The 20,482-nt window shown below is 66.0% G+C and carries 19 protein-coding genes; 13 read left to right on the top strand and 6 right to left on the bottom strand.

All coding sequences use genetic code 11. From position 1 onward, the window contains the following. The first annotated feature begins 15 nt into the window (after positions 1-15). The 7 genes from BAU07_RS12985 to BAU07_RS12955 all read left to right on the top strand — a co-directional run bounded on the left by BAU07_RS12985 (position 16) and on the right by BAU07_RS12955 (position 7,255). On the top strand, positions 16-810 hold the full coding sequence (locus tag BAU07_RS12985; protein ID WP_066665410.1) for an enoyl-CoA hydratase/isomerase family protein: 795 nt from the start codon (positions 16-18) through the stop codon (positions 808-810). A gap of 4 nt (positions 811-814) precedes the next feature. Then, complete coding sequence (locus tag BAU07_RS12980) at positions 815-1,981, top strand: thiolase family protein (protein ID WP_066658286.1); 1,167 nt, start codon at positions 815-817, stop codon at positions 1,979-1,981. 5 nt (positions 1,982-1,986) lie between these two features. Further along, on the top strand, positions 1,987-2,415 hold the full coding sequence (locus tag BAU07_RS12975) for a Zn-ribbon domain-containing OB-fold protein (RefSeq protein WP_198168791.1): 429 nt from the start codon (positions 1,987-1,989) through the stop codon (positions 2,413-2,415). 8 nt (positions 2,416-2,423) lie between these two features. After that, positions 2,424-3,965, top strand: coding sequence for a class I adenylate-forming enzyme family protein (locus tag BAU07_RS12970; RefSeq protein WP_066658284.1), 1,542 nt, complete (start codon positions 2,424-2,426; stop codon positions 3,963-3,965). Continuing rightward, a complete protein-coding gene (locus BAU07_RS12965; protein ID WP_066658282.1) occupies positions 3,962-5,134 on the top strand; it encodes an acyl-CoA dehydrogenase family protein in 1,173 nt (390 codons plus the stop codon). Before BAU07_RS12970 ends, BAU07_RS12965 begins: the two co-directional genes overlap by 4 nt. Positions 5,135-5,136: 2 nt before the next feature. Continuing rightward, a complete protein-coding gene (locus tag BAU07_RS12960; RefSeq protein ID WP_066658280.1) occupies positions 5,137-6,171 on the top strand; it encodes an acyl-CoA dehydrogenase family protein in 1,035 nt (344 codons plus the stop codon). 100 nt (positions 6,172-6,271) lie between these two features. Beyond that, positions 6,272-7,255 carry a Bug family tripartite tricarboxylate transporter substrate binding protein gene (locus BAU07_RS12955; protein ID WP_066658278.1) on the top strand — a complete coding sequence of 328 codons (984 nt, stop codon included), beginning with the start codon at positions 6,272-6,274 and terminating at the stop codon, positions 7,253-7,255. Positions 7,256-7,369: 114 nt separating this feature from the next. Here BAU07_RS12955 and BAU07_RS12950 read toward each other — a convergent pair whose 3' ends face one another. Together BAU07_RS12950 and BAU07_RS12945 are read right to left on the bottom strand one after the other, a co-directional pair. Continuing rightward, positions 7,370-8,323, bottom strand: coding sequence for a putative 2-dehydropantoate 2-reductase (locus tag BAU07_RS12950; protein ID WP_066658275.1), 954 nt, complete (start codon positions 8,321-8,323; stop codon positions 7,370-7,372). Between the two features lie 61 nt (positions 8,324-8,384). Further along, entirely contained in the window at positions 8,385-9,269 is an 885-nt protein-coding gene (locus tag BAU07_RS12945; RefSeq protein WP_066658272.1) for an EamA family transporter, read from the bottom strand. 90 nt (positions 9,270-9,359) lie between these two features. Here BAU07_RS12945 and BAU07_RS27145 point away from each other — a divergent pair, with 90 nt between their 5' ends. Further along, positions 9,360-9,767 (top strand): hypothetical protein, encoded by a 408-nt coding sequence (locus BAU07_RS27145; protein WP_157122211.1) that lies wholly within the window; start codon positions 9,360-9,362, stop codon positions 9,765-9,767. A 212-nt stretch (positions 9,768-9,979) separates the two neighbouring features. Here BAU07_RS27145 and ggt read toward each other — a convergent pair whose 3' ends face one another. After that, on the bottom strand, positions 9,980-11,578 hold the full coding sequence (gene ggt / locus BAU07_RS12940; protein ID WP_084025695.1) for a gamma-glutamyltransferase: 1,599 nt from the start codon (positions 11,576-11,578) through the stop codon (positions 9,980-9,982). 44 nt (positions 11,579-11,622) lie between these two features. Next, a complete protein-coding gene (locus BAU07_RS12935; RefSeq protein ID WP_066665408.1) occupies positions 11,623-12,546 on the bottom strand; it encodes a Bug family tripartite tricarboxylate transporter substrate binding protein in 924 nt (307 codons plus the stop codon). Between the two features lie 276 nt (positions 12,547-12,822). On the opposite strand from BAU07_RS12935, the gene BAU07_RS12930 reads away from it, so the two are divergent. The 3 genes from BAU07_RS12930 (at position 12,823) to BAU07_RS12920 (ending at position 16,088) form a co-directional block, all read left to right on the top strand. After that, positions 12,823-13,722, top strand: coding sequence for a LysR family transcriptional regulator (locus BAU07_RS12930; RefSeq protein WP_066658266.1), 900 nt, complete (start codon positions 12,823-12,825; stop codon positions 13,720-13,722). A gap of 205 nt (positions 13,723-13,927) precedes the next feature. Further along, positions 13,928-14,686 (top strand): class I SAM-dependent methyltransferase, encoded by a 759-nt coding sequence (locus BAU07_RS12925; protein ID WP_066658263.1) that lies wholly within the window; start codon positions 13,928-13,930, stop codon positions 14,684-14,686. Positions 14,687-14,804: 118 nt separating this feature from the next. Next, positions 14,805-16,088, top strand: coding sequence for an amidohydrolase family protein (locus tag BAU07_RS12920; RefSeq protein WP_066658260.1), 1,284 nt, complete (start codon positions 14,805-14,807; stop codon positions 16,086-16,088). A gap of 51 nt (positions 16,089-16,139) precedes the next feature. Here BAU07_RS12920 and BAU07_RS12915 read toward each other — a convergent pair whose 3' ends face one another. Beyond that, complete coding sequence (locus tag BAU07_RS12915; RefSeq protein ID WP_066658256.1) at positions 16,140-16,964, bottom strand: TauD/TfdA dioxygenase family protein; 825 nt, start codon at positions 16,962-16,964, stop codon at positions 16,140-16,142. 115 nt (positions 16,965-17,079) lie between these two features. On the opposite strand from BAU07_RS12915, the gene BAU07_RS12910 reads away from it, so the two are divergent. Beyond that, positions 17,080-18,051: a Bug family tripartite tricarboxylate transporter substrate binding protein gene (locus BAU07_RS12910; RefSeq protein WP_066658254.1), complete on the top strand. Its 972-nt coding sequence runs from the start codon at positions 17,080-17,082 to the stop codon at positions 18,049-18,051. A gap of 132 nt (positions 18,052-18,183) precedes the next feature. Here the strand turns inward: BAU07_RS12910 and BAU07_RS12905 are convergent, their stop codons facing one another. Continuing rightward, positions 18,184-19,113, bottom strand: coding sequence for a LysR substrate-binding domain-containing protein (locus tag BAU07_RS12905; protein ID WP_066658244.1), 930 nt, complete (start codon positions 19,111-19,113; stop codon positions 18,184-18,186). 153 nt (positions 19,114-19,266) lie between these two features. On the opposite strand from BAU07_RS12905, the gene BAU07_RS12900 reads away from it, so the two are divergent. After that, complete coding sequence (locus BAU07_RS12900) at positions 19,267-20,457, top strand: trans-sulfuration enzyme family protein (protein ID WP_066658241.1); 1,191 nt, start codon at positions 19,267-19,269, stop codon at positions 20,455-20,457. Positions 20,458-20,482 lie beyond the last annotated feature (25 nt).

Below are 20,482 nucleotides of genomic sequence, written 5' to 3'. Positions count from 1 at the left end.
GAGTATCCGATGAACATGAGCACCGAAGACATTATTGTTGAACGCGTCGAAGGCTGGCTGGAAATAACCCTCAACCGCCCCGAGAAGCTGAATTCCCTGCGCGAGCAGACCGCGCAGGAGATCATGGATGTCCTGAACGAAGCAGAGTCGGCGCGCGACATCGCGGCCGTCATCCTGAAGGGCAGCGAGAAGGCGTTCTGCACCGGCATCGACACCAGCGAGTTCACGATCGCCGATAACCAGTATTTCGACTTCTATCGCAAGCGGCGGCGCCAGCGCAAGGTCAACCGGCTGTTCCGCGAACTTCCCGCGTACTCCAAGCCCCTCATCAGCGCCATCGAAGGGTATGCGCTGGGCGGCGGCCTGGAACTGGCCCTGGTGGGCGATATGGTGGTGGCCGGCGCCAACGCGAAGTTCGGCCTGCCGGAGATCCGCCTGGGCCTGATGCCGGGGGGGGGCGGCACGCAGACCTTGCCGCGCCTGGTCGGTCCCGCGCTCGCCAAGGAGCTGATGTGGACGGGCAGGCGGCTGAGCGCCGCCGAGGCGCGCGAATACCGCCTGGTCAACCACGTGACCGAAGCAGGCCAGGCGCTGGACAAGGCGCGTGAGCTGGCGCGCACGATAGGCGGCAATGCGCCGCTGTCGGTGATGTTCACGAAGGCGATGATAGACCGCGGAATGGACCTGCCCCTGGCCGAAGGCATGGCGGCGGAAGGCGACGTGTCCTTCATGCTGTATTTCACGCGCGACCGCGCGGAAGGCCTGTCGGCCTTCCGCGAAAAAAGAACGCCGGATTTCCGAGGAGAGTGAGAGCATGAAGAAGAGGGATATGGTGATCGCCGGCTATGCGGAAACGCCGGTCGGCTTCAAGACGGGACGCAGCGCCTACGACCTGGCCGGCGAGGCCCTGGACCAGTTGCTCGAACGTACCGGGATCGACAAGGGCGAGATCGACGGGCTGTCCGTCACCACCGCCTTGTCCGAAGCGCAGAACCCTTTTTTCGCCGTCTATATGACCGAGGCGCTGGGGCTGACGCCCAGCTGGCTCAACTACGGCGGCATGGGCGGCTGCTCCGCCACCGGCGGCGTCGCGCGCGCCATGTCGGCGATCCGCGACGGCATGTGCTCGCTGGCCGTGGTGATGTCCGCCGACGCGCCCAGCACCGACTGGCGCTCGAACTACGGCGCGTACCGGGGCGAGTTCCAGGATCCGCCGGGGGTGCAAGGGCCGCCCGCCAGCTTCGGGCTGCTGATGAGCCGCTACATCCACCAGTATGGCCTGGACCCCCGCGCGCTGGGCAAGATCGCCGTTACGCAGCGCGCGCACGCGCTGCACAATCCGAACGCGCTGAAGAAATTCCAGAAGCCGCTATCCATGGAGGAATACATGGACTCGCGGGTGATTGCCGATCCGCTGAGGGTGCTGGACAGCGTGATGTTCTGCGACGGCGCGAACGCGTTCATCGTGACCAGCGAGGCGAACGCCAGGCGGCTGGGATTGAAGAACATGGTTTATCCGGTGGCGTACGGCGAAGTCACCAACTTCAACGGCGCCGACCCGCTGGCCGACATCACCCATACGGGATTCAGCAAGATCGGGCCCGAGGTGTTACGCAAGGCGGAGCTGGCCCCGAAGGACGTGCGCATGTTCCAACCGTACGACGACTTCACCATCGCCGTCATGATGCAGTTCGAGGCCTTCGGCTTCTGCGAACGCGGGGAGGGCGCTGCCTATACCTTGCGCACCGACCTGTCCTTCGACGGCGATCTGCCCTTGAATACGGGCGGAGGCCAGATCTCCGCCGGCCAGCCGGGCCTGGCCAGCGGTGGTTTGAACCTGGCCGAGGCCGTGCGCCAGATGTTCGGCGAAGGCGGCAGCCGCCAGGTGAAGGATGCGCGCAACGCATTGGTCACCGGCATCGGCGTGATTCCCTACGGCCGCAACTGGGGCACCAGTTCGGCCATGGTCCTGGAGGCGTGAACACCATGAACGACAAGATAGCGGCGAGCTCGTCCGCCCGTCCCATACCCAAACAGGGCGTCTACGTGGACACCCGGCCGTTCTGGGACGGCATCGCGCAAGGCAAGCTGGTGCTGCAATACTGCACCGTCGCCGGGCGTTTCCAGCACTATCCGAAGCCGGTCAGCAGCTATACGGGCCGGCGCGCCCTGGAATGGCGCGAGGTCTCGGGCAAGGGCGTCATCTATGCCGCCACGGTGGTACGCATCCCGGGACCGGGCGTGGAGGGACGCATCCCCTTGTGCGTCGCGACCGTGGAGCTGGACGAAGGCGTGCGCATCATCGCCAATATCCTGAATTGCGAGCCGGCCGAGCTGGCGGTGGGCAAGCGTGTCAGGCTGGCCGTGGACCACCTGGCGCCCGAGCATCCCTATCCGGCGTTCGAATTGGAATAAGGCAACCTATGCGGCTCGAACAATTCCTGGCAGCGCATGCGCTGCGCTTTCCCACGAAGACGGCGGTGAAATGCGGCAGCCGGTCCCTGACTTACGCCGAACTGCTTGCCACCTCGCGGTCGCTGGCCGCGGGCATGCGGCGCTCGGGGGTAGGGCCGGGCGACCGCGTGGTGGTTTACCTGCCCAACTGTGTCGAGATCGCCCAGGTCCTGTACGCGGCCTTCTGGCTGGGGGCGCTGGCCATTCCGGTGAACACGCGCAACACGCCTCGCGAGCTGGCTTATTTCGCGCAGGACAGCCAGGCGCGGATGCTCGTCTTCCATGCCAGCGACGCGCCCGGCCTCGATGCCGTCGGCGACGAGTTCAAGGGCATGCGGCGCGTCGTCGTGGGCGGCGCGGCCCACGACGCGGAAGCCCTGGCCACGCTGATGCGGCCCTCCGACGAACGCCTGCCCGATGCACCGCTGCATCCGGACGACGCCATGATCCTATATACCTCGGGCACGACGGGCCAGCCCAAGGGCGCGATCCTCACGCATGCGAATTTCGTAATCGGCAACGCCTTCGTCAATGCGGTGGAATGGGGCATTACGGCAGAGGACGTGTTCCTCGTCACGACGCCGCTGGCGCACCGCACCGGCCTGGCGCGGTTGATGAACTCCATGGGCCTGGGCGCGACGCTCGTCGTGATGGAACGTTTCGATGCGCAGCAGGCCGTCGACACCATCGAACGCGAACGTGTCACGGCCGCGGGCATGGTGCCCACGGTCGCCCGCATGTTGATGCCGGTCCTGGAAGAGCAGGCATCGCGCTGCGCCAGCCTGCGCCACATCATTGTCACGGGCGAGGCGTTTCCGATCGAACTCAAGCGCCGGATGATCGAAAAGCTGCCCCACGCGCGGCTGCATTCCTTCTTCGCCATGACCGAGGTCGGATCGGTCACCGTCCTCAATCACGAGGAACAGTTCACCCATCCCGCGTCGGTGGGACGCGTGACGCCCGGCGTGGAGGTCAAGCTGGTCGACGAGCGCGGACAGCAGGTGTCCGTCGATGACGTCGGCGAGATACTGGTCCGCGCCGGCGAAGCCGGGCGCTTCACGACCATGCGAGGCTACTTCGGACGCCCGGAGGCCACGGCGGAAACCATCGTCGACGGCTGGGTGCATACCGGCGACATGGGCCGCTTCGACAGCGACGGCTATCTGTATATCGTCGATCGCAAGAAGGATATGGTGCTGAGCGGCGGCTTCAACATCTACACCAAAGAGGTCGAGCAGGCGCTGGCCGAACATCCCGGCGTGGCCGATGTGGCCGTGGTCGGCGTGCCGGATCCGATCTACGGCGAGGCCGTGGCCGCCTTCATCGAATTGCGCCCGGGCGCGACGCTCAGCGCGGAGGCGGTCCAGGCCCATGCGCGGGAAAGAATCGCCAGCTACAAGAAGCCCAAGCACGTCTTCTTCGTCGAGACGCTGCCGCGCAGCGGCGTCGGCAAGGTGCTGAAACGCGATTTGCGGGAGATCGCCGTGTCCAGGATGGTGCAAGCCGCATGACCCTCAGAAACGAGTCCGATGCAGAGGCCGCCTTCCGTCTTGAGGTGCGAACCTGGTTGCGCGAGCATGTGCCGCCATCCTTGCGCCACGCGACGTTTCGTCCGTCCCCCGAACAGGCGATGCAATGGTACAGGACGCTGTCGCGGCGCGGCTGGATCGCGCCACATTGGCCACGCGAGTACGGCGGCATGGGCGCCACCCCGATGGAGCAGTTGATCCTGATGGAAGAGATGGCCGCGGCGGGAACGCCCGACATCCCCACCCAGGGTTTGAACCACATCGGGCCCTTGCTGATCGCGCGCGGCACGCCTGCCCAGCGTGAACGGCACCTTCCGGCGATCCTCGCCGGCGAGACGATCTGGTGCCAGGGCTATTCCGAACCCGGTGCGGGCTCGGACCTGGCCAGGCTCTCCACGCGGGGCGAGGTGCGCGACGGACACCTGGTCATCAACGGCCACAAGATATGGACGACGTGGGGGCATCATGCGGACTGGATGTTCGCGCTGGTGCGCACCTCCACTGAAGGCAAGCCGCGCGACGGGATCACCTTTGTCCTCATACCCATGAGCACGTTCGGCATCCGGCGCCGTCCCATACGCACCATCGCCGGCGATGACGAGTTCGCGGAGGTTTTCCTGGACGACGTTGCCGTGCCGCTGGACAACGTCGTCGGCGACGTGGACCGGGGCTGGGACGTGGCAACCGCGGTTCTCAGCGAAGAGCGCCTGCGGATCGGGTCGCCGGCACAGGCGCTGCGGGCCCGTGAACGCCTGCGCATGATGCTGCGCGCGACGCCGGCGGAACAGCTATCGGCCAGCGTGCGTGAAGAGGCGGTGTTGGCCGAGGTCGAGGTGCAGGCCTTGTGCGCAGCCTACCTGGAGGCGGCCGAGGCCGGGCCCGGCGACACGCGGGGAGGGGGGGTGGAAAGCGCCTACCTGAAGCTGCTGGCCACGGACACCATGCACCTGCTCCTGGACCTGGTGCGGCGTGCGGCGGGTCCGGCGGCGGCGTTGCGCGAGCCCGTGCGCCACGGCGACGACCTGCTGGATGCCACGGAGATGTTCCTGCAGGCGCGCCGGCTGGGGATCTACGGCGGCAGCAGCGAGGTGCAGCGCGGCATTATCGCGACGCGGGTCCTGGGTCTGCCGGCCGCGGGCAACAAGGGGTGACCATGGAGTACGCCGCGCAGTTGCGCATGATCGGCGAGAGCGCCGCGCATTTCGCCGCCAGCCAGGGGGGACCCGCGGCGGCGCGGGCCGTCCATGAAGGCGGCAGGGCCTGGGATATGCAGGCCTGGAAAGGCATCGCCGACCTGGGCTGGTTCGGCATTGCCGTGCAGGAAGAGCGAGGCGGGTTGGGCCTGTTCGCACCCGCGGCGGTGGTGGTCGCCGAGGAGGCAGGCCGGGCTTTGCTGATGCCGCCGGTGGCCATGGGAATGGCGTCGGCAGCCGTCCTCGCGCATGGCGACGATGCGTCGGCGTCCGCCTTGCAGGCGGTGCTGGCCGGCGATGCGCTGGTCGCGCTGGCTCCGGTCACGGCAGTCGAAGGCTCGGGCCACGCCGCCGCGCTGGTCCCGGATGCAGCGGCGGCGACCCACTGGTTGCTGGGCACAGGCACGGGAACCTCTTTCGAGGCACGGCTGGTGCCCAAGGGCGCATCCGGAACGCACTATGAGACCCGCCTTGCGGTCGACGGCAGCGGGTTGGCGGATATCCGCATCGGCGCATCCGCCTGGCGGGACGCGGCGGTGGTGCTCCAGGGCAACCGGGGCCTGCGGGCGTGGCGGCAGGGCCGCCACCTGCTATGGCTGCTGGATGCGGCTTACCTCGGCGGGCTGGCGGACGAGGCGCTCAGGCTCGCACTGGAATATATGCGGCTGCGCCGGCAGTTCGGCGTGCCCATAGGCAGCTTCCAGGCCTTGCAGCATCGCGCGGCGATGTGCCATGTGGACAGCAAGGCCAGCCGAGCGCTGGTCCGCGAGGCCGCGCGGGCATGGGGCGGCTTACGGCAGGGCTGGGCGGCTGCGGCGGCCCAGCATCGCGCCGCGGCATGCGCCCTGCGCGTGACCAAGGAAGTCATCCAATTCCATGGCGCCATCGGTTTTGCGGATGAACACGATGCCGGGCTGTATCTGAAGCGCGCGATGACCGTGGGCGCGCGCCATGGGCGGGAGGTTCACCAGGAACTGATTGCCGTTGTGGCGTAGCGCGATCGGGGGCGCGCGGCATACCTGCGTGCCGGCGACGAGGATTGTGCGACCAAGCTGTTCGATGGTCTACTTGGCGCTCCCACAGGAGGAGAAAATAATGAGAAAACGCCAATTCATGTCGTCGTGCCTGGGCCTGCTCGCATTGGCCCTGGCTCCGGGCATGGGCCAGGCCCAGGACAAGGCTTTCCCGCCCTTCAAGACCGCCACCATCGTCGTAGGTTTCGCGGCCGGCGGTGCGTCCGACGCTGCCGCGCGCATCATCGCCAAGAAGCTTTCCGACGACCTGGGTATCACCGTGGTCGTGGAGAACAAGCCGGGCGCCGGGGGCAATATCGCTCACCAGTACGTCGCTCACCAGGGGCCCACGGATGGCAGCACCATCCTCTTCGGCTCCGTCGGCCCCCTGGCCATCGCGCCACACTTCATGACCTTGTCGTATGACCCGGTCAAGGATCTCGCCCCCATCACCATGGGTGTGAACTTCCCCAATGTGCTGGTGGTCAACAGCGGTCTGCCCATCAAGACCTTTGCCCAATTCATGGAGTACGCCAAGGCCAACCCGGGCAAGATCGACTTTGCGTCCACGGGGCACGGATCGGCCTCCCACATGGCGGGCGAACTGCTCATCGACATGGCTAAGGTCGATATCGTGCATATCCCCTACAAGGGCGGCGCGCCGGCTTTCCAGGACCTGATGGGCGGCCGCGTCGCTTCCTATTTCTCGACCCTGGCGACGGCCCAGCCCGGCATCGATGCCGGCAAGCTGGTGCCGCTGGCAACGACGGGCCTCAAGCGCATGGCCGCCTTGCCCGACCTGCCGACCATCGCGGAGACTTACCCGGGCTACAACGCCACCAACTGGTATGCCTTCGTCGCATCGTCGAAGGTGCCCGCGCCCATCCTGGATGGCTGGAACGCCGCGTTGGTCAAGGTGCTGAAGTCGCCCGATGTGGTGGCGGCCCTGGACAAGCACGGCCTGCCGCCCGCACCCGGTACCCGGCAGGAGCTTGCGGATGAGATCGCCCGCGAGTCCGCCATGTGGGGCCGCGTCATCCGCGACCGCAACATCAAGCCGGGTTGAAGACACGAATCGCCGTAGACGTCGATCCGGGGCAACGGCGTGGTCGGCGGCCCCGGCTTGCCGGCCTCGCCTTGCGATGCTGGACTTGCAGGCCTTGGCGCTGCCGACGGCGCCTCAGGCGCGGTTTCGCGCATCGATGAACCGCAGGCCCTGGTACAGCGCCTCCACCTTCGGCATGTCCACACCGGCGTCGCGCGCGGCCCGGATAGGCGCGTCGTAGATCGCCTGCAGCTCCATGGGCCGGCGATGGCGATGGTCGTACACCATGCTGGGATGGTAATTTTGCTCGAATGAGCTCAGCGCCATCGTCTGGACCACGGCATCAGCGGGCAGCGGATGGCCGCAGCTTGCTGCCGCGCCCGCGACTTCTTCCATCATGCCCCTTGCCAACGCATAGGTATCGGCGTGCCCGACGAGATCCGTGATGCCGCAGTCCAGCAGTACGCTAAGGCCATTGAACGGAATGTTCCACAGCAATTTCCGCCAGCGCGCAGCCGTCAGGTCAGCGACCGCCATCGCGGCGATGCCCGTCTCCGCGAAAAGCGCCACGCCTTCCTCCAGGACGGCGGCACGCCGGGCTGGCGTGGCCGCGGGCCCCGAGTGATAGCCCAGGTGCAGTCCGCTGTAGGCGATATGGCGCAAGTGCCCCGCTGCGAGGTGCTCTACGGCGGTGTAGCACAGGCCGCCGACCACATGAAGGTCGGGCGGCAGCCGCTTGTGCAATTCATCTTCCACACCCAGTCCGTTCTGCATGACGATCAGCCGGGCGCCCGGGGCGGCGATGCGGGCCAGCGTGGGCGCCACTTCGGTGTTGGAAACCGCCTTGGTCCCCAGCAGCAGCCAATCGCAGGGCGGCATCTCGTCCGGGCTGCGATGGGCGTGTACCCGATCCAGGTGGACGTCGCCGTGCTCCTTGCTTTCGATCCGTATGCCTTCCGTGGCAACGGCGGAATACTCGCTACGCAATAGAAAATGCACCTCTCGGCCGCGGCGGGCCAAAAGTCCGCCGTAGAAGCCACCGATGGCCCCGGCACCGATAACGCCGATACGCGGCTTAGCGTTCTCCATCACGACTCTCCGGTATGTGCAACGTAGTCAGAACGCGCCGGGAGCCGGGTTTATTCCATCGCTATCCCTGCAGGGAAACCGCCGGTGTAACGGTGGGCCGCTGCGCCGTGAAGGCGCTACCCATCGAGGCGGCCACGATCAAGGCGATCGCGATCCACTGCGTCGCGCCCAGGTGCTCATCCAGCAGGGCCAGGGCCAGCAGGGCGGCCATCGCGGGTTCCATGCTGAGCATGATTCCGAACGCCTGTTTGGGCAGCCGCTTCAGCGCCACCATTTCCAGCGATATCGGAATGGCGCTGGAAAGAGCCGCCACGCCCAGTCCCACAACCAGGACGGTGGGCGACAACAGCGCCGCACCCGCCTGCGCCACGCCTATGGGCACGGCCACCAACGCGGCCACGGTCAGCCCCAGCGAGACGGAGTGGCCGGCGTGCAAATGCCCCACACGCTTTCCGGCGACGATATACGTCGCCCACAAGACTGCGGCCGCCAGCGCGAACATGACGCCGGACGGATCGAGCGTGCTGACGCTGTTCACCATGGGGAGCAACAAGCCCAGTCCGGCGACGGCGAGCAATACCCAGACGAAGTCGAAGAGCCGGCGCGAAGCCAGCAGCGCGACCATCAATGGTCCGGAGAACTCGATCGCCACGGCGATGCCGAACGGAATCGTGCGCAGGGCCAGGTAAAAACACAGATTCATCGCGCCCAGCGCCGCGCCGTAGCATAGGATCCCTATGGCATCCCTGGCCCGCAAGCGCCAACGCCATGGACGCCACAATACGAGCAGCAGCAAGGCCGAGAAACCGACACGTACCGCTGTCGTGCCCTCGGCTCCCACCAGCGGAAAAAGCGTGTGCTTCGCCCAGGAGGTTCCCAGCGCCAGGAAGGTCACGGAAGCCAGGACAGACAATAGCGGTACCAGGGGAGTGCGGGCGGCGAGCATGGGGAACCTGTCTACGGGACCGCGATTTTGCCGCATTTTCGCGGTGATGTGGCGCCTTCTGGCGTGGCGATCTTGCGGGAAGGCGGCGTCATGCACACCTGCACGGGCTACGCCGCCTTTCATCGCGGCCTGGGCGCGTTATGGCGGACGTCATGGCGGGATCAGAACAGCTTGCGCCAATCTTCCGCTTCGTCCTCGCGCGTATTCACCTCGATCATCACACCCTCGGGCGTGCGGCAGAAGAAGCGTGAGCCCCGCGAGTTATTGAAGACCTCGGTCTCCATATGGACGCCTTCCGTTTTGAACGCCTGTTACAGCGCCTCGACCTTCCGCAGCGTCGGCAGCTCGAAGCGGAAATGGAAGCGGCCCGGCCATGCGACGGCTTCGCTCGTGCTATCCAGCACGATGTCGCAGCCGTCGCGCTTCCGGGGCGGACTGTTTTTCTCGGGTTCGGATGGTCATCGATCTGGATTCATGGCGGCGAATATTTCCTCGTAGCGCCCGTCGCGCTCTGCCCAGCGTTTACAGGCGTCAACACCGCGCCTCCGTTGCCGGGCCTGTTGCCTGTGGCCCGCTGCCCCTTGCCATGCCTTTAGAAAACACTACAGGCGGCATCGGCTGCTTCGGCGCGAAGCGCTTTCGGCAGGTGCTGCGGTCAGTGGCGCCGCCGCCGCATACGCTTGCGCCAGCGGCTCACCCACAAGGCCGCTTCAATAACCCACGGGGTATCCGTCCTTGCGGTGATCCGAAGCCGCCAGGTAGCTGTCGCCCAGTCGCATCGCCATCTGCGCGCTGCCGAATTCCAGGTTGAAGCGCGGCGCGAGTTCGATGTCGTGCCCCATCTCGCGCAACTGCGCCACCACTTCCGGCGGCGTGTTCCACTCCACGGCTACGCTCAGGTTGTCGTCCGTGATCCGCCAGCGCGGCGCATCGCTGGCCGCCTGGGGATTCTGGCCGAAGTCGGCGATGCGGCTGACCACCTGCAGATGGCCTTGCGCCTGCATGGACCCACCCATCAAGCCGAAACTCATCAATGGCTGGCCTCCCTTCATCAGGAAACCCGGAATGATGGTGTGGAAGGGCCGCTTGCCGGGCGCGACGACGTTCGCGTGCCCGGGGCGCGTGCTGAAGCCCCAGCCGCGGTTATGCAGGGCGATGCCGGTATCCGGCACCACGACGCCCGAGCCGAAGCCCTTGAAGTTGGACTGGATGAACGACACCATGGTGCCATGGCGATCGGCCGCCGTCAGGTACACCGTGCCGCCGCTATGGGGCGATCCCGGGCGCGGCGCGCCGGCGCGGGCGGGATCGATGAGCCGGGCCCGCTCGGCCAGGTAGGCGGGATCGAGCAAGTGCTCCGCGGTGATCGGCATGTGGGCGGGGTCGCCGACGTACTCGTACATGTCGGCGAAGGCCAGTCTCATCGCCTCGATCTGCAAATGCAGGGTCCGGGCCGTGTCGAGCCCCGATTCCCGCAGATCGAAATGGCTCAGCATGCCCAGCGCCATCAGGGCGCCGATGCCCTGGCCATTGGGCCCTATCTCGTACAGCTCGTGGTCGCGGTATTGCACGCGGATGGGCTGCACCCAATCCGCCGTATGCGCCGCCAGATCCGCCTCGGTCATCAGGCCGCCGGTATTGCGCGCATGGGTCGCGATCGCCGCGGCGAGTTCACCGCGATAGAAACTTTCGCCCTTGGTCCGGGCGATCGATTCCAGGGTGGCGGCCTGCCCGGGGCAGCGGAAGCGCTCGCCGGGCAGCGGCGCACGCCCATTGGGCGCGAAAGCCTCGCGGTAGCCGGGCTGGCCGCTGAGTTCGGGCACCTGCTTCTGCCATTGCCGGTGGACCGTGGGGGAAACCACGTAGCCGTCGCGCGCATAGCGGATCGCCGGTTCGAACAGATCCTCGAAGGGCAGCGAACCGAACTTCTCCCAGATGGCGCGCCACCCCGATACCGTGCCCGGGACCGTGACGCTGCCCCAGCCGATCTTGTCCATGCCGTCCATGCCCGCGAAGCGCGAGGTTTCCCACGCCGCCGGCGCACGCCCGGAGGCGTTCAGTCCATGCATTTCGCCCTTGTGCCAGACGATGGCGAACATGTCCCCGCCGATGCCGTTCATGCAGGGCTCGACCACGGTCAGGGCGATGGCCGTGGCCAGCGCGGCGTCGATGGCATTGCCTCCTTTCGCATACATCTGCAAGCCCGCCGAGCTGGCCAGCGGTTGGGAGGTGCTGACGACGTTGTCGGCCAACAGCGGCATGCGTTGGGAAGGGTAGGGGAGTTTCCAGAAGGGATCGGCGAAGGGCATGGCGGCTGATGGCAAAAAGGAGGTTGATCGGTGGCCTGTCGGCCCTATTGGGCGGCGCTGATATGCAGACTCTGCACCTTCTGCTTCCAGAATGCACGTTGGGCCTGGATGAAGCGTGGCGTATCCGCCCCCGAAATCTCGCTGATTTCGAAGCCCGGACCCTCGATGGCTTTCTGGAATGCCGGGTCGGCCTGGACCGTCTTGAGGGCCTTGGCGACGATCGCGACGCGATCGGCCGGTGTCCCCTTGGGCACCATCAGGGCAAAGAGGTTCTCCGACTCCAGCCCCTTGATGCCCAGCTCGCTCAGCGTGGGCACGTCCGGCAACGAAGCCAGGCGCTCGGCGGAGGCGACGGCCAGCACATTGATGCGGCCGGCCTTCTGCTGGGGCAGCGAACTGGAGGGGCTGTCGAACATGAAGATGGATGATCCGGAAATCACCTCGGGCAGCGCCTGGCTGCTTCCCTTGTACGGAATCTGCACGGCCTGGACACCTGTCTGTTCCTTGAAAATCTCGGCCTCCAGGTTCGACAGCGTACCGGCGCCCATGGACGCATAGTTGGCCGCGCCCTGTTTGGCCTTCAGATGCTCGACCAGGCCTTTGACGTCCCGGATGCCCGACTGGGCGGGCGTGACCAGGATGTGCGGCGCGCTGGCGATGCCGCCGACAGCGTCCAGATCGTCCAGCGTGATACGTTGAACGCCGTTGATCGCTTCGTTGATGGTGGTCGAGCCGACGGACGAGATGTAGAGCGTGTAGCCGTCCGGGTTGGATCGCGCGGCCGCCTGCATGCCGATCAACCCGGCGGCGCCGGGGCGGTTCACCACGACGATGCTCTGGTCCAGCACCGCGCCCATCTTGATCGCCAGTTCGCGCGCCAGCACATCGGTGGCGCCGCCAGGCGGAAAGGAAATGATGAGCTGGATCGATTGGCTGGGATAGTCAGCCGCGGCGGCGCGGCCAGCCATGGCGATGCCGATGGCGGCTGCGAGGGACGCGAACAAGCGGCGGCGGATGGAAAACCTGCGGTCGCCGGCGTCCTGACGAGCACCGAGTGGTGAGCACTGCACTGTTAATCCCCTTGAGTGTTTGTACGCGGCATCCTCAGGATTCTCGTCCCTGCCTTGTTGGCATGCCGCCGAAAATTCTACGAATTGCGATTTCAGCAATCAAATTCTATATTTCGAATCCCTATTGCTTTTTTGTGAACCGGCCGCGCCGCTCGGCCGACACTCGCCTTCGCCATGCTGGACACCGCCCATCGCTATTTCCTCGAAGTGTTCAGAACGGGCAGCGTGAAGCAAGCCGCTGCCAACCTGCATGTGGTGTCCTCCGCGGTCAGCCGCCAGATCGCCAAGCTGGAGGAGGAAAGCGGAACGTCCCTGTTCGAGCGACGCCCCAACGGCATGGTGCCGACGCGGGCTGGTGAACTGCTTTTCGACTACGCCCAGCGCACCGCGATGGACGCACAGCGGGTGCGCCATGAATTGCGCAGCCTGCGCGGGTCCGAGTCCAGCACCATCCGTATCGGCGTCAACGAAACCGTGGGCCGCAATGTGCTGGCCGGCATTCTGGCGGCATACCGCGCCGACCATCCTGACGTCGTGTTCCGGTTGCGGAGCGGCTCGTCGGCCAGCGTCGCCCAGGCCGTGGCCGACGGCAGCGTCGATATCGGCCTGGCGTTCCGGATCAAGACGGGCGGCGTCAAGGCCAGCGGGATCGAGGTGCGCCATGAAATAGATTCCCCGCTGAGCGCCATCATGGCGCCCGGCCATCCCCTGGCCAGTCGTACACGCGTGTCGCTCGATGACTTGAAGCCTTATCCGATCGCGCTCACCGATTCCGGCGCGACCGTGCGCCTGCTGTTCGACGCCTGCGTCCGCAACGGTGAAGGGCAGCCCTTCGACGTGGCGTTCTCCAGCAACTCGTCTTCCATCAGCTATTCGATCGTAAAGACGGGCCATGCGATTACCCTGGGCGGCGAGATAATCTTGCGCGGCGAGATCGAGCGGGGAGAACTGCTAGCCGTACCGCTGGCTGAACCGCAATTCGCCCGCCGCACCCTGCAGGTCCAGACGGCGGCTGACCGGCTGTTGCCCGAGGCCGCGGAACGGTTCATCGCGGCATTGATCGCCGCGTTATAGCCTCCCTGCCTGACGCGCTGGCCGGTGCCGGGGCGATTCCGATGCCGCTGTGTATTTGTTGCATGAGGACCGCGTCGCGCCGGACGATCGCGAGGACACAGGCCGTCTCGCGCGAAGCGCCTGCGCCGGCTTGCGGCGATCCCGAAGAACCATTACTTTGTGCCTGGACCGAACGCCGCCCGGCGACTGACTGGAGGTTGAAATCTTGAAACTCGCCATCGTGCTGTTTGCCGCGTCGACCTTCGTGTTGGCGTCCTGTGCGCAGGCGCCGCACGCGCCCACGCGCTCCGCCATTGCCGCGTCCGTCGCCTCGCCCGACCGGCCCGCCGCGGACGTACAGCGCGATGCCGCGCGCAAGCCCGCCGAACTGCTGTCCTTCGCCGGCATCAAGCCGGGAGACCGCGTGGCGGACCTTATTCCGGGAGGCGGCTACTTCACGCGTCTCTTCAGCAATGCCGTCGGCCCGACCGGCCATGTATATGCCGTGGTACCCGCCGAGATCCTGAAGCTGGCGCCCAAATCGCTGGACACCGCCCGCGCCATTCCCACCGGCACCGCGTTTACCAACGTCACCGTGATCAGCGCGCCCTTGGCCGCGCTGGCAATACCGGAACCGCTGGATGTGGCCTGGACCTCGAACAACTACCACGACGTGTATGGGTTCGTGGGCGCTGACGCCGCAGCGCAAATGGACGCCGCCGTCTACAAGGCATTGAAGCCGGGTGGCGTGTTCATCGTCATCGACCACGTCGCCAAGGCAGGCAGCAGCGACGCCAGCGCGCATACCCTGCACCGTATCGATCCGGAAACCGTGAAGCAGCAGGCGCTGGCAGCGGGCTTCAGGCTGGAAGCCGAAAGCAGCGTGCTGCGCAACACGCAGGACACGCATGACATGGCCGTGTTCGCGCCCGCGATTCGCGGCCATACCGACCAGTTCGTGCTGAAGTTTCGCAAGCCGGATTGAATAACGAGGGCGCCGCCTGTCGCCTGCGGCATCGCCATGTCGCCGCAGGGCGCCTGGCCTGCCGGGCCTGTCCCTTACGGTAGGCGAGGGCGCAGGCACATCGAGCGCGAGGACTCCTATGCTGGATCTTATTCTGCACGATTGCAGCCTCCCGGACGGGCGGCGGGGCATCGACATCGGTATCCAGGATGGGCGGATCGCGGCCATCGCGCCGGGACTCGCGGCAAACGCGCACCAGAGCCTGGACGCTGCGGGTCACCTGGTGACGCCGCCGTTCGTCGATGCGCATTTCCATATGGACTCCACGCTGTCGTACGGCCTGCCGCGCGTCAATCGCAGCGGCACGCTGCTGGAGGGCATCGAACTGTGGGGCGAACTGAAACCTACCCTGGCACAGGACGCCCTGGTCGAACGGGCGCTGGCGTATTGCGATTGGGCCGCCGCCAAGGGCCTGCTGGCGATACGCAGCCACGTGGACGTCTCCGATCCACGCCTCCTGGCCGTGGAGGCATTGCTGCATGTGCGCGAGCGGGTCAAGCCCTATCTCGATCTGCAATTGGTGGCGTTCCCGCAGGACGGCGTGCTGCGCGCGGCGGGGGCCCTGGACAACCTGCAGCGCGCGCTGGACATGGGCGTGGACGTGGTCGGTGGAATTCCGCACTTCGAGCGGACCATGCAGCAGGGCGCCGAATCGGTGCGGCTATTGTGCGAGCTCGCGGCCGACCGCGGTCTGCCGGTCGACATGCACTGCGACGAAAGCGACGATCCCCTTTCGCGCCATATCGAGACCCTGGCCTGCGAAGCGCACCGCCTGGGACTGCAGGGCCGGGTTACGGGCTCGCACCTGACGTCCATGCATTCGATGGACAACTACTACGTGTCCAAGCTGCTGCCGCTGATCCGGGAAGCCGGTGTGTCGGTGGTCGCCAACCCGCTGATCAACATCACGCTGCAGGGACGTAGCGATACCTATCCCAAGCGTCGCGGCATGACCCGCGTGCCGGAGCTGATGGCGGCCGGCGTGCCGGTGGCCTTCGGGCACGACTGCGTGATGGACCCGTGGTACGGATTGGGCAGCGGCGACATGCTGGAGGTCGCCCACATGGGCTTGCACGTAGCGCAAATGACCAGCCAGGACGCCATGCGGGCCTGTTTCGACGCGGTGACCGCCACGCCCGCGCGCATCCTGGGATTGCGGGATATCGGCCTGGAGATCGGCAAGCGGGCCGACCTCGTGCTGCTTCAGGCGGGCGACCCTATCGAAGCGATACGCCTGCGCGCAACCCGCCTGCTGGTGCTTCGTGCCGGCCGCGTCATCGCCCGTACGCCGCCGGCCACGGCTGAACTGTTCCTGGAGGGCAGGCCCGGGTCTCTATCGTTCATGCCGCCGCGGCCGGCATGACGACGGCCGCCGCAGGTCCGCAAAAGGGGCGCGCATTCCGCGGCGCATGGCTCAGCGCGGCCGGTCGCCCTGGAGGGTGATCCGGTGCATCACCCGGCGGAAGCCGTGATAGTCGTTGATGGGATTGTGCATGGCGCAGCGGTTGTCCCAGAACGCGATCGCATTGGGCGTCCAGGCGAAGCGGCAGGTAAATTCCGGCTTGACCTGGTGCTCGAACAGGAACGATAGCAGCGGCGCGCTTTCCTGTTCCGTCATGCCCTTGATGCCGGCGGTGTGGGCCACGTTCACATACAGGGCCTTGCGTCCCGTTTCCGGATGCGTGCGGACCACGGGATGCTCGGCCACATAGTTGCGCGGCGCTTCCTGCTTGCCGTCCGACTTCATGCGGTCTTCGCGTGTCTTCGACACGTCTGCCTTGGCCGAAGTGCTGATCCCCACCAGGCCGTCCAGCAGGCGCTTCATCGTATCCGACAGCGCCTCGTAGGCCAGGTACTGATTGGCGAACATCGTATCGCCGCCATACGGGGGAATCTCGCGCGACAACAGCATCGACCCCATGGGGGGCACTTCCAGGTACGTTGTATCGGAATGCCAGATGCCGCCGAAATTCAAGCGCTCGTTCTCCAGCTTCTTTACTTCGATGATTTCCGGAAAGCCTTCCAGCCCTTTGACGAAGGGGTATTCGATCGGCGTGCCCATCGCACGCGCGAAATCCAGGAACTGCTGCGGCGTCAGGTTCTGGTCGCGCAGGAAAATAACCTGGTGATCCAGCAGCGCCTGGCGCACCTCGGCAGCCTGGGACGCATCGAGTTTCCTCGTCAGGTCGATGCCGCTGAGTTCGGCGCCCAAGGCACCCGCGATTTTCCGGCTTTTCATGTCGTCTCCAAGATGGGGCCACTGGGCGGCGCCAGCCATTCGCCGGCCGTGGCCCGTGTGTATGATATTAAACAACGATAAATTAAAGATAAATCAAAGATAATTATCCGGAGACATGATGCGAATCTTTCCCTGCCTGGCGGGCACGATGCTCGCCGCTGCCTGTGCTTTGTCGACTGCGGTCGCCGCCGAGAATTTTCCCGACAAACCCGTGCACCTGGTGGTGCCGCAAGCGCCTGGCGGCGCTTCCGACACCCTGGCGCGGATCCTCGCGCAATATCTTGGGCAAAAATGGAAGCAGTCGGTGGTCGTGGAGAACCGCGCCGGCGCCGGCGGCAACATCGGGATGGAATACGTCGCGAAGTCGGGCACGGACGGCTATACCCTGCTGATGAGCTATGAGGGTTCGCATGCGATCAATCCCGCCATTTATCGCCGTCTGCCGTTCGACGTCAAAACGGATTTCTCGCCTGTCGCCACCGTGGCCACCTTGCCCTTCGTCGTGGTCACCAGCCCCAAGTCCGGCGTGAAATCCCTGCAGGACCTGGTGCAGGCGGCGAAGGAAAGACGCATGACCTTCGGCTCGGCGGGCAACGGCTCGGTCAACCATCTGTTGGGTGAGATGTTCAACGACGCCGCCGGCGTGAAGATGGTCCACGTGCCTTACCGGGGCGCCGCGCCAGCGATACAGGATCTGCTGGGCGGGCAGATCGACGTGGTCTTTACCAGCTTCCCCTCGGTCAAGGGTTATATCGACGCCGGTACGCTGTTGCCGCTGGCGGTGACCAGCGCCAAGCGGTCGGCCAGCGCGCCGGCCATTCCGACGATCGCGGAGCAGGGTTATCCGTCTTTCGACGTGAACCCGTGGTTCGGATTGTTCGCGGCCGGCGGTGTCGATGCGGCCAGAATCGACCTGATGAACCGCGATATCAATGCGCTGCTGGCTACCCCGGAGATACGGGAGAAGTTCGCGGCGCAGGGCGCGGTGGTATATGCCACGACGCCGCAGGAATTCGCCACGCAGGTGAATGCAGCCTTGGCGAAATGGGCGGAAGTGGTGAAGACGTCAGGCGCGCAGGTCGAATAAGCGGAGCGGGCTGCGGACCTGGCCGTGGCGCGTGCGCTATCTTCCGCGGGTCCTTTGTATCATCAGGGCTGATACGCCAGAACCGGGCCAGAGGCCGTGACTACGCAAGACCGAGGAAGGGTGTTGCGCGGATCAACGGGAATGGCGCGCCGATACCGCCACCCCACGGAAGCCCAAAGCCCTGCCGCTGGCGACCGCATCCAGCGCGGCGATGCAATCCCGGACGATGCGCGAAGGCCGGCGGTCGGTGGGATAAAGCAGCAGGCTGCGGAAATAGACGGTCGGCGCGAATGGCTTGAGGATCAGCCCCAGCTTGAGGTAAGGGTGGGCGGTCAGCGGGTTCACCAGCCCGCAACCCAGTTCGGCGAGCACCATGGCGCACACGGTGGCGGAGAACGGTGTCTCCAGTATCACCTGCGGCTCGCACTCGTGCTCGCGCAGGATCTGGTCGGCCATGCGGCGGGTGGTGTCCTGCGGCGCCAGCGCGATGAAAGGCAACCCGTGCAGGTCCCGGGGCGTAATGCGTTCGCGCTTTTCCAGCGGGTGCCCGGGATACAGCGCCAAATGCGCCCGGTACTTGCCGTATTCCCGGTGGTCCACCCCCGTCAAGTCGATTTCGTCGGCGGCCAGGCCCAGGTCGAACTGGCCTGTGGCGACCAGGTCGCGCACCTCGGAAGACATGCGCGACTGGAAGCTGATGGCGACGTTGGGATGGCGGCCATGGAAGTCGCGCAGCGCCAGCGGAACCAGGGTGTTGGCCAGCGAAGCGAGCGACGCCAGCTTCAGCTCGCCCGCGCCGAAGTCGCGTATGCGTGCCGCGGCATTGCGCAACTGGTCCATGCCGGTGAAACACCGCTCGACCTCGCGATGCAGCAGGTGCGCTTCCGCCGTGGGGACCAGGCGGCTCTTGATGCGTTCGAACAGAGGGAAGCCGACCTTGCGTTCCAGTTCCTGGATGGCCTTGCTGACCGCGGGTTGCGAAATGCGCAGCACTTCGGCGGCGCGCGAGGCGGTGTGATTGGTCATCAAGGCATGGAAGGCCTCGACCTGACGCAGGTTCATGGATGCGGTTCCGTATTCGGGGGGCTGCGGACGCGGCCATCTTCCGCCAGAAGTGTATAACCTGGGAGAATAGACTTGGCCTTTTTCAATATTAGACTGGATAGAGTACGCATGCTGTAATTTTCGCCATCCGAACCAGGCACAGGCAGCGAAATGAACAGCGATTGGACCCAATGCGCGATAACACCGGCCGTGAGCCATGAGGGCTACGCCAGCCTCGGGGTGGCGGTGTACCGGGCATCGACCATTCCATTCGAGAACGCCCACGCGTATGCGACGCGCCGGGAACGCGGCAGCGAAGGTTATTCGTACGGCCTGTACGGCACGCCGACCACCCGCACCCTGGAGCGCAAGATCACAGTGCTGGAACAGGGCGCGCGCACCCTGCTGGCGCCATCGGGGCAGGGGGCGATCACCACCGTCATGCTGGCGCTGCTGAAGACGGGCGACCAATTGATGCTGCCGGACACCGTGTACCCGCCCGTGCGGGACTTCGCGGATCGGGATCTGGCGCGCCTGGGTATACAGGTCAGCTATTACGATCCCCTGGATACGGCGGACCTCGTCGAGCGCATGGGCGATCGCGTGCGGCTGGTGTGGGTCGAGTCCCCGGGTTCCACGACCATGGAAGTACAGGACCTGCCGCGCATCGCGACCCTGGCACATGCCCGCGGCGCACTGGTCGGCTGCGACAACACCTGGGCGACGCCGCTGAACTTCAAGCCCCTGGCGCATGGCGCCGACATCGTAGTCGAAGGACTCACCAAATATTTCTGCGGCCATTCGGATGTGATGATGGGTTCCATCACCGTGCGCGACCTGGCGCTGGGCGATTCGCTGCGCGCTTTCCTTGGACGGCAGGGCCTGGGCGTGTCCGCGGACGACGCGGCGCTGGTGCTGCGCGGGGTGGAAACCATGGCCTTGCGGCTGGCCTACAACGCGCGCGTGGCGACAACCCTCATCGACGATATCCGCCGCCAGCCTGAAGTGGCCCGGGTCCTTTATCCGGCGTTGCCGGATTCGCCGGGCCATGCCTTGTGGCGGCGGGATTTCCAGGGGGCCAGCGGCGTTTTCAGCGTGGTGTTCACGCCGCAGGCCGCGCCCCATGTCGCGGCAGCCATGGACGCACTGCGCATTTTCGTGATCGGTGCATCCTGGGGCGGCACCCGCAGCCTGGTGGCTCCCATGCCGGTGCGCGCGCACCGCACCGTGCGGCCCTGGGAAGGCGACGACATGGTGCTGCGCATCAGCATCGGCATCGAAGGCGAGGCCGACCTGGCGCACGACCTCAAGACCTTCTTCGAGGCGCTGCGGCGCGAAATGGTTCGCCATGGGACCGCATAGCGGCGGCTGACAGCCACCGGGTCAC

The sequence above is a fragment of the Bordetella flabilis genome, from assembly GCF_001676725.1.
In the GTDB taxonomy this organism is placed as follows: domain Bacteria; phylum Pseudomonadota; class Gammaproteobacteria; order Burkholderiales; family Burkholderiaceae_B; genus Bordetella_C; species Bordetella_C flabilis.
This window is presented reverse-complemented; position numbering and strand designations above follow the sequence as displayed.

Coding starts and splice junctions, on each gene's coding strand:
- BAU07_RS12985 (WP_066665410.1), top strand. CDS start 16: ATGAGCACCGAAGACATTATTGTTGAACGCGTCGAAGGCTGGCTGGAA.
- BAU07_RS12980 (WP_066658286.1), top strand. CDS start 815: ATGAAGAAGAGGGATATGGTGATCGCCGGCTATGCGGAAACGCCGGTC.
- BAU07_RS12975 (WP_198168791.1), top strand. CDS start 1,987: ATGAACGACAAGATAGCGGCGAGCTCGTCCGCCCGTCCCATACCCAAA.
- BAU07_RS12970 (WP_066658284.1), top strand. CDS start 2,424: ATGCGGCTCGAACAATTCCTGGCAGCGCATGCGCTGCGCTTTCCCACG.
- BAU07_RS12965 (WP_066658282.1), top strand. CDS start 3,962: ATGACCCTCAGAAACGAGTCCGATGCAGAGGCCGCCTTCCGTCTTGAG.
- BAU07_RS12960 (WP_066658280.1), top strand. CDS start 5,137: ATGGAGTACGCCGCGCAGTTGCGCATGATCGGCGAGAGCGCCGCGCAT.
- BAU07_RS12955 (WP_066658278.1), top strand. CDS start 6,272: ATGAGAAAACGCCAATTCATGTCGTCGTGCCTGGGCCTGCTCGCATTG.
- BAU07_RS12950 (WP_066658275.1), bottom strand. CDS start 8,323: ATGGAGAACGCTAAGCCGCGTATCGGCGTTATCGGTGCCGGGGCCATC.
- BAU07_RS12945 (WP_066658272.1), bottom strand. CDS start 9,269: ATGCTCGCCGCCCGCACTCCCCTGGTACCGCTATTGTCTGTCCTGGCT.
- BAU07_RS27145 (WP_157122211.1), top strand. CDS start 9,360: ATGCACACCTGCACGGGCTACGCCGCCTTTCATCGCGGCCTGGGCGCG.
- ggt (WP_084025695.1), bottom strand. CDS start 11,578: ATGCCCTTCGCCGATCCCTTCTGGAAACTCCCCTACCCTTCCCAACGC.
- BAU07_RS12935 (WP_066665408.1), bottom strand. CDS start 12,546: ATGGCTGGCCGCGCCGCCGCGGCTGACTATCCCAGCCAATCGATCCAG.
- BAU07_RS12930 (WP_066658266.1), top strand. CDS start 12,823: ATGCTGGACACCGCCCATCGCTATTTCCTCGAAGTGTTCAGAACGGGC.
- BAU07_RS12920 (WP_066658260.1), top strand. CDS start 14,805: ATGCTGGATCTTATTCTGCACGATTGCAGCCTCCCGGACGGGCGGCGG.
- BAU07_RS12915 (WP_066658256.1), bottom strand. CDS start 16,964: ATGAAAAGCCGGAAAATCGCGGGTGCCTTGGGCGCCGAACTCAGCGGC.
- BAU07_RS12910 (WP_066658254.1), top strand. CDS start 17,080: ATGATGCGAATCTTTCCCTGCCTGGCGGGCACGATGCTCGCCGCTGCC.
- BAU07_RS12905 (WP_066658244.1), bottom strand. CDS start 19,113: ATGAACCTGCGTCAGGTCGAGGCCTTCCATGCCTTGATGACCAATCAC.
- BAU07_RS12900 (WP_066658241.1), top strand. CDS start 19,267: ATGAACAGCGATTGGACCCAATGCGCGATAACACCGGCCGTGAGCCAT.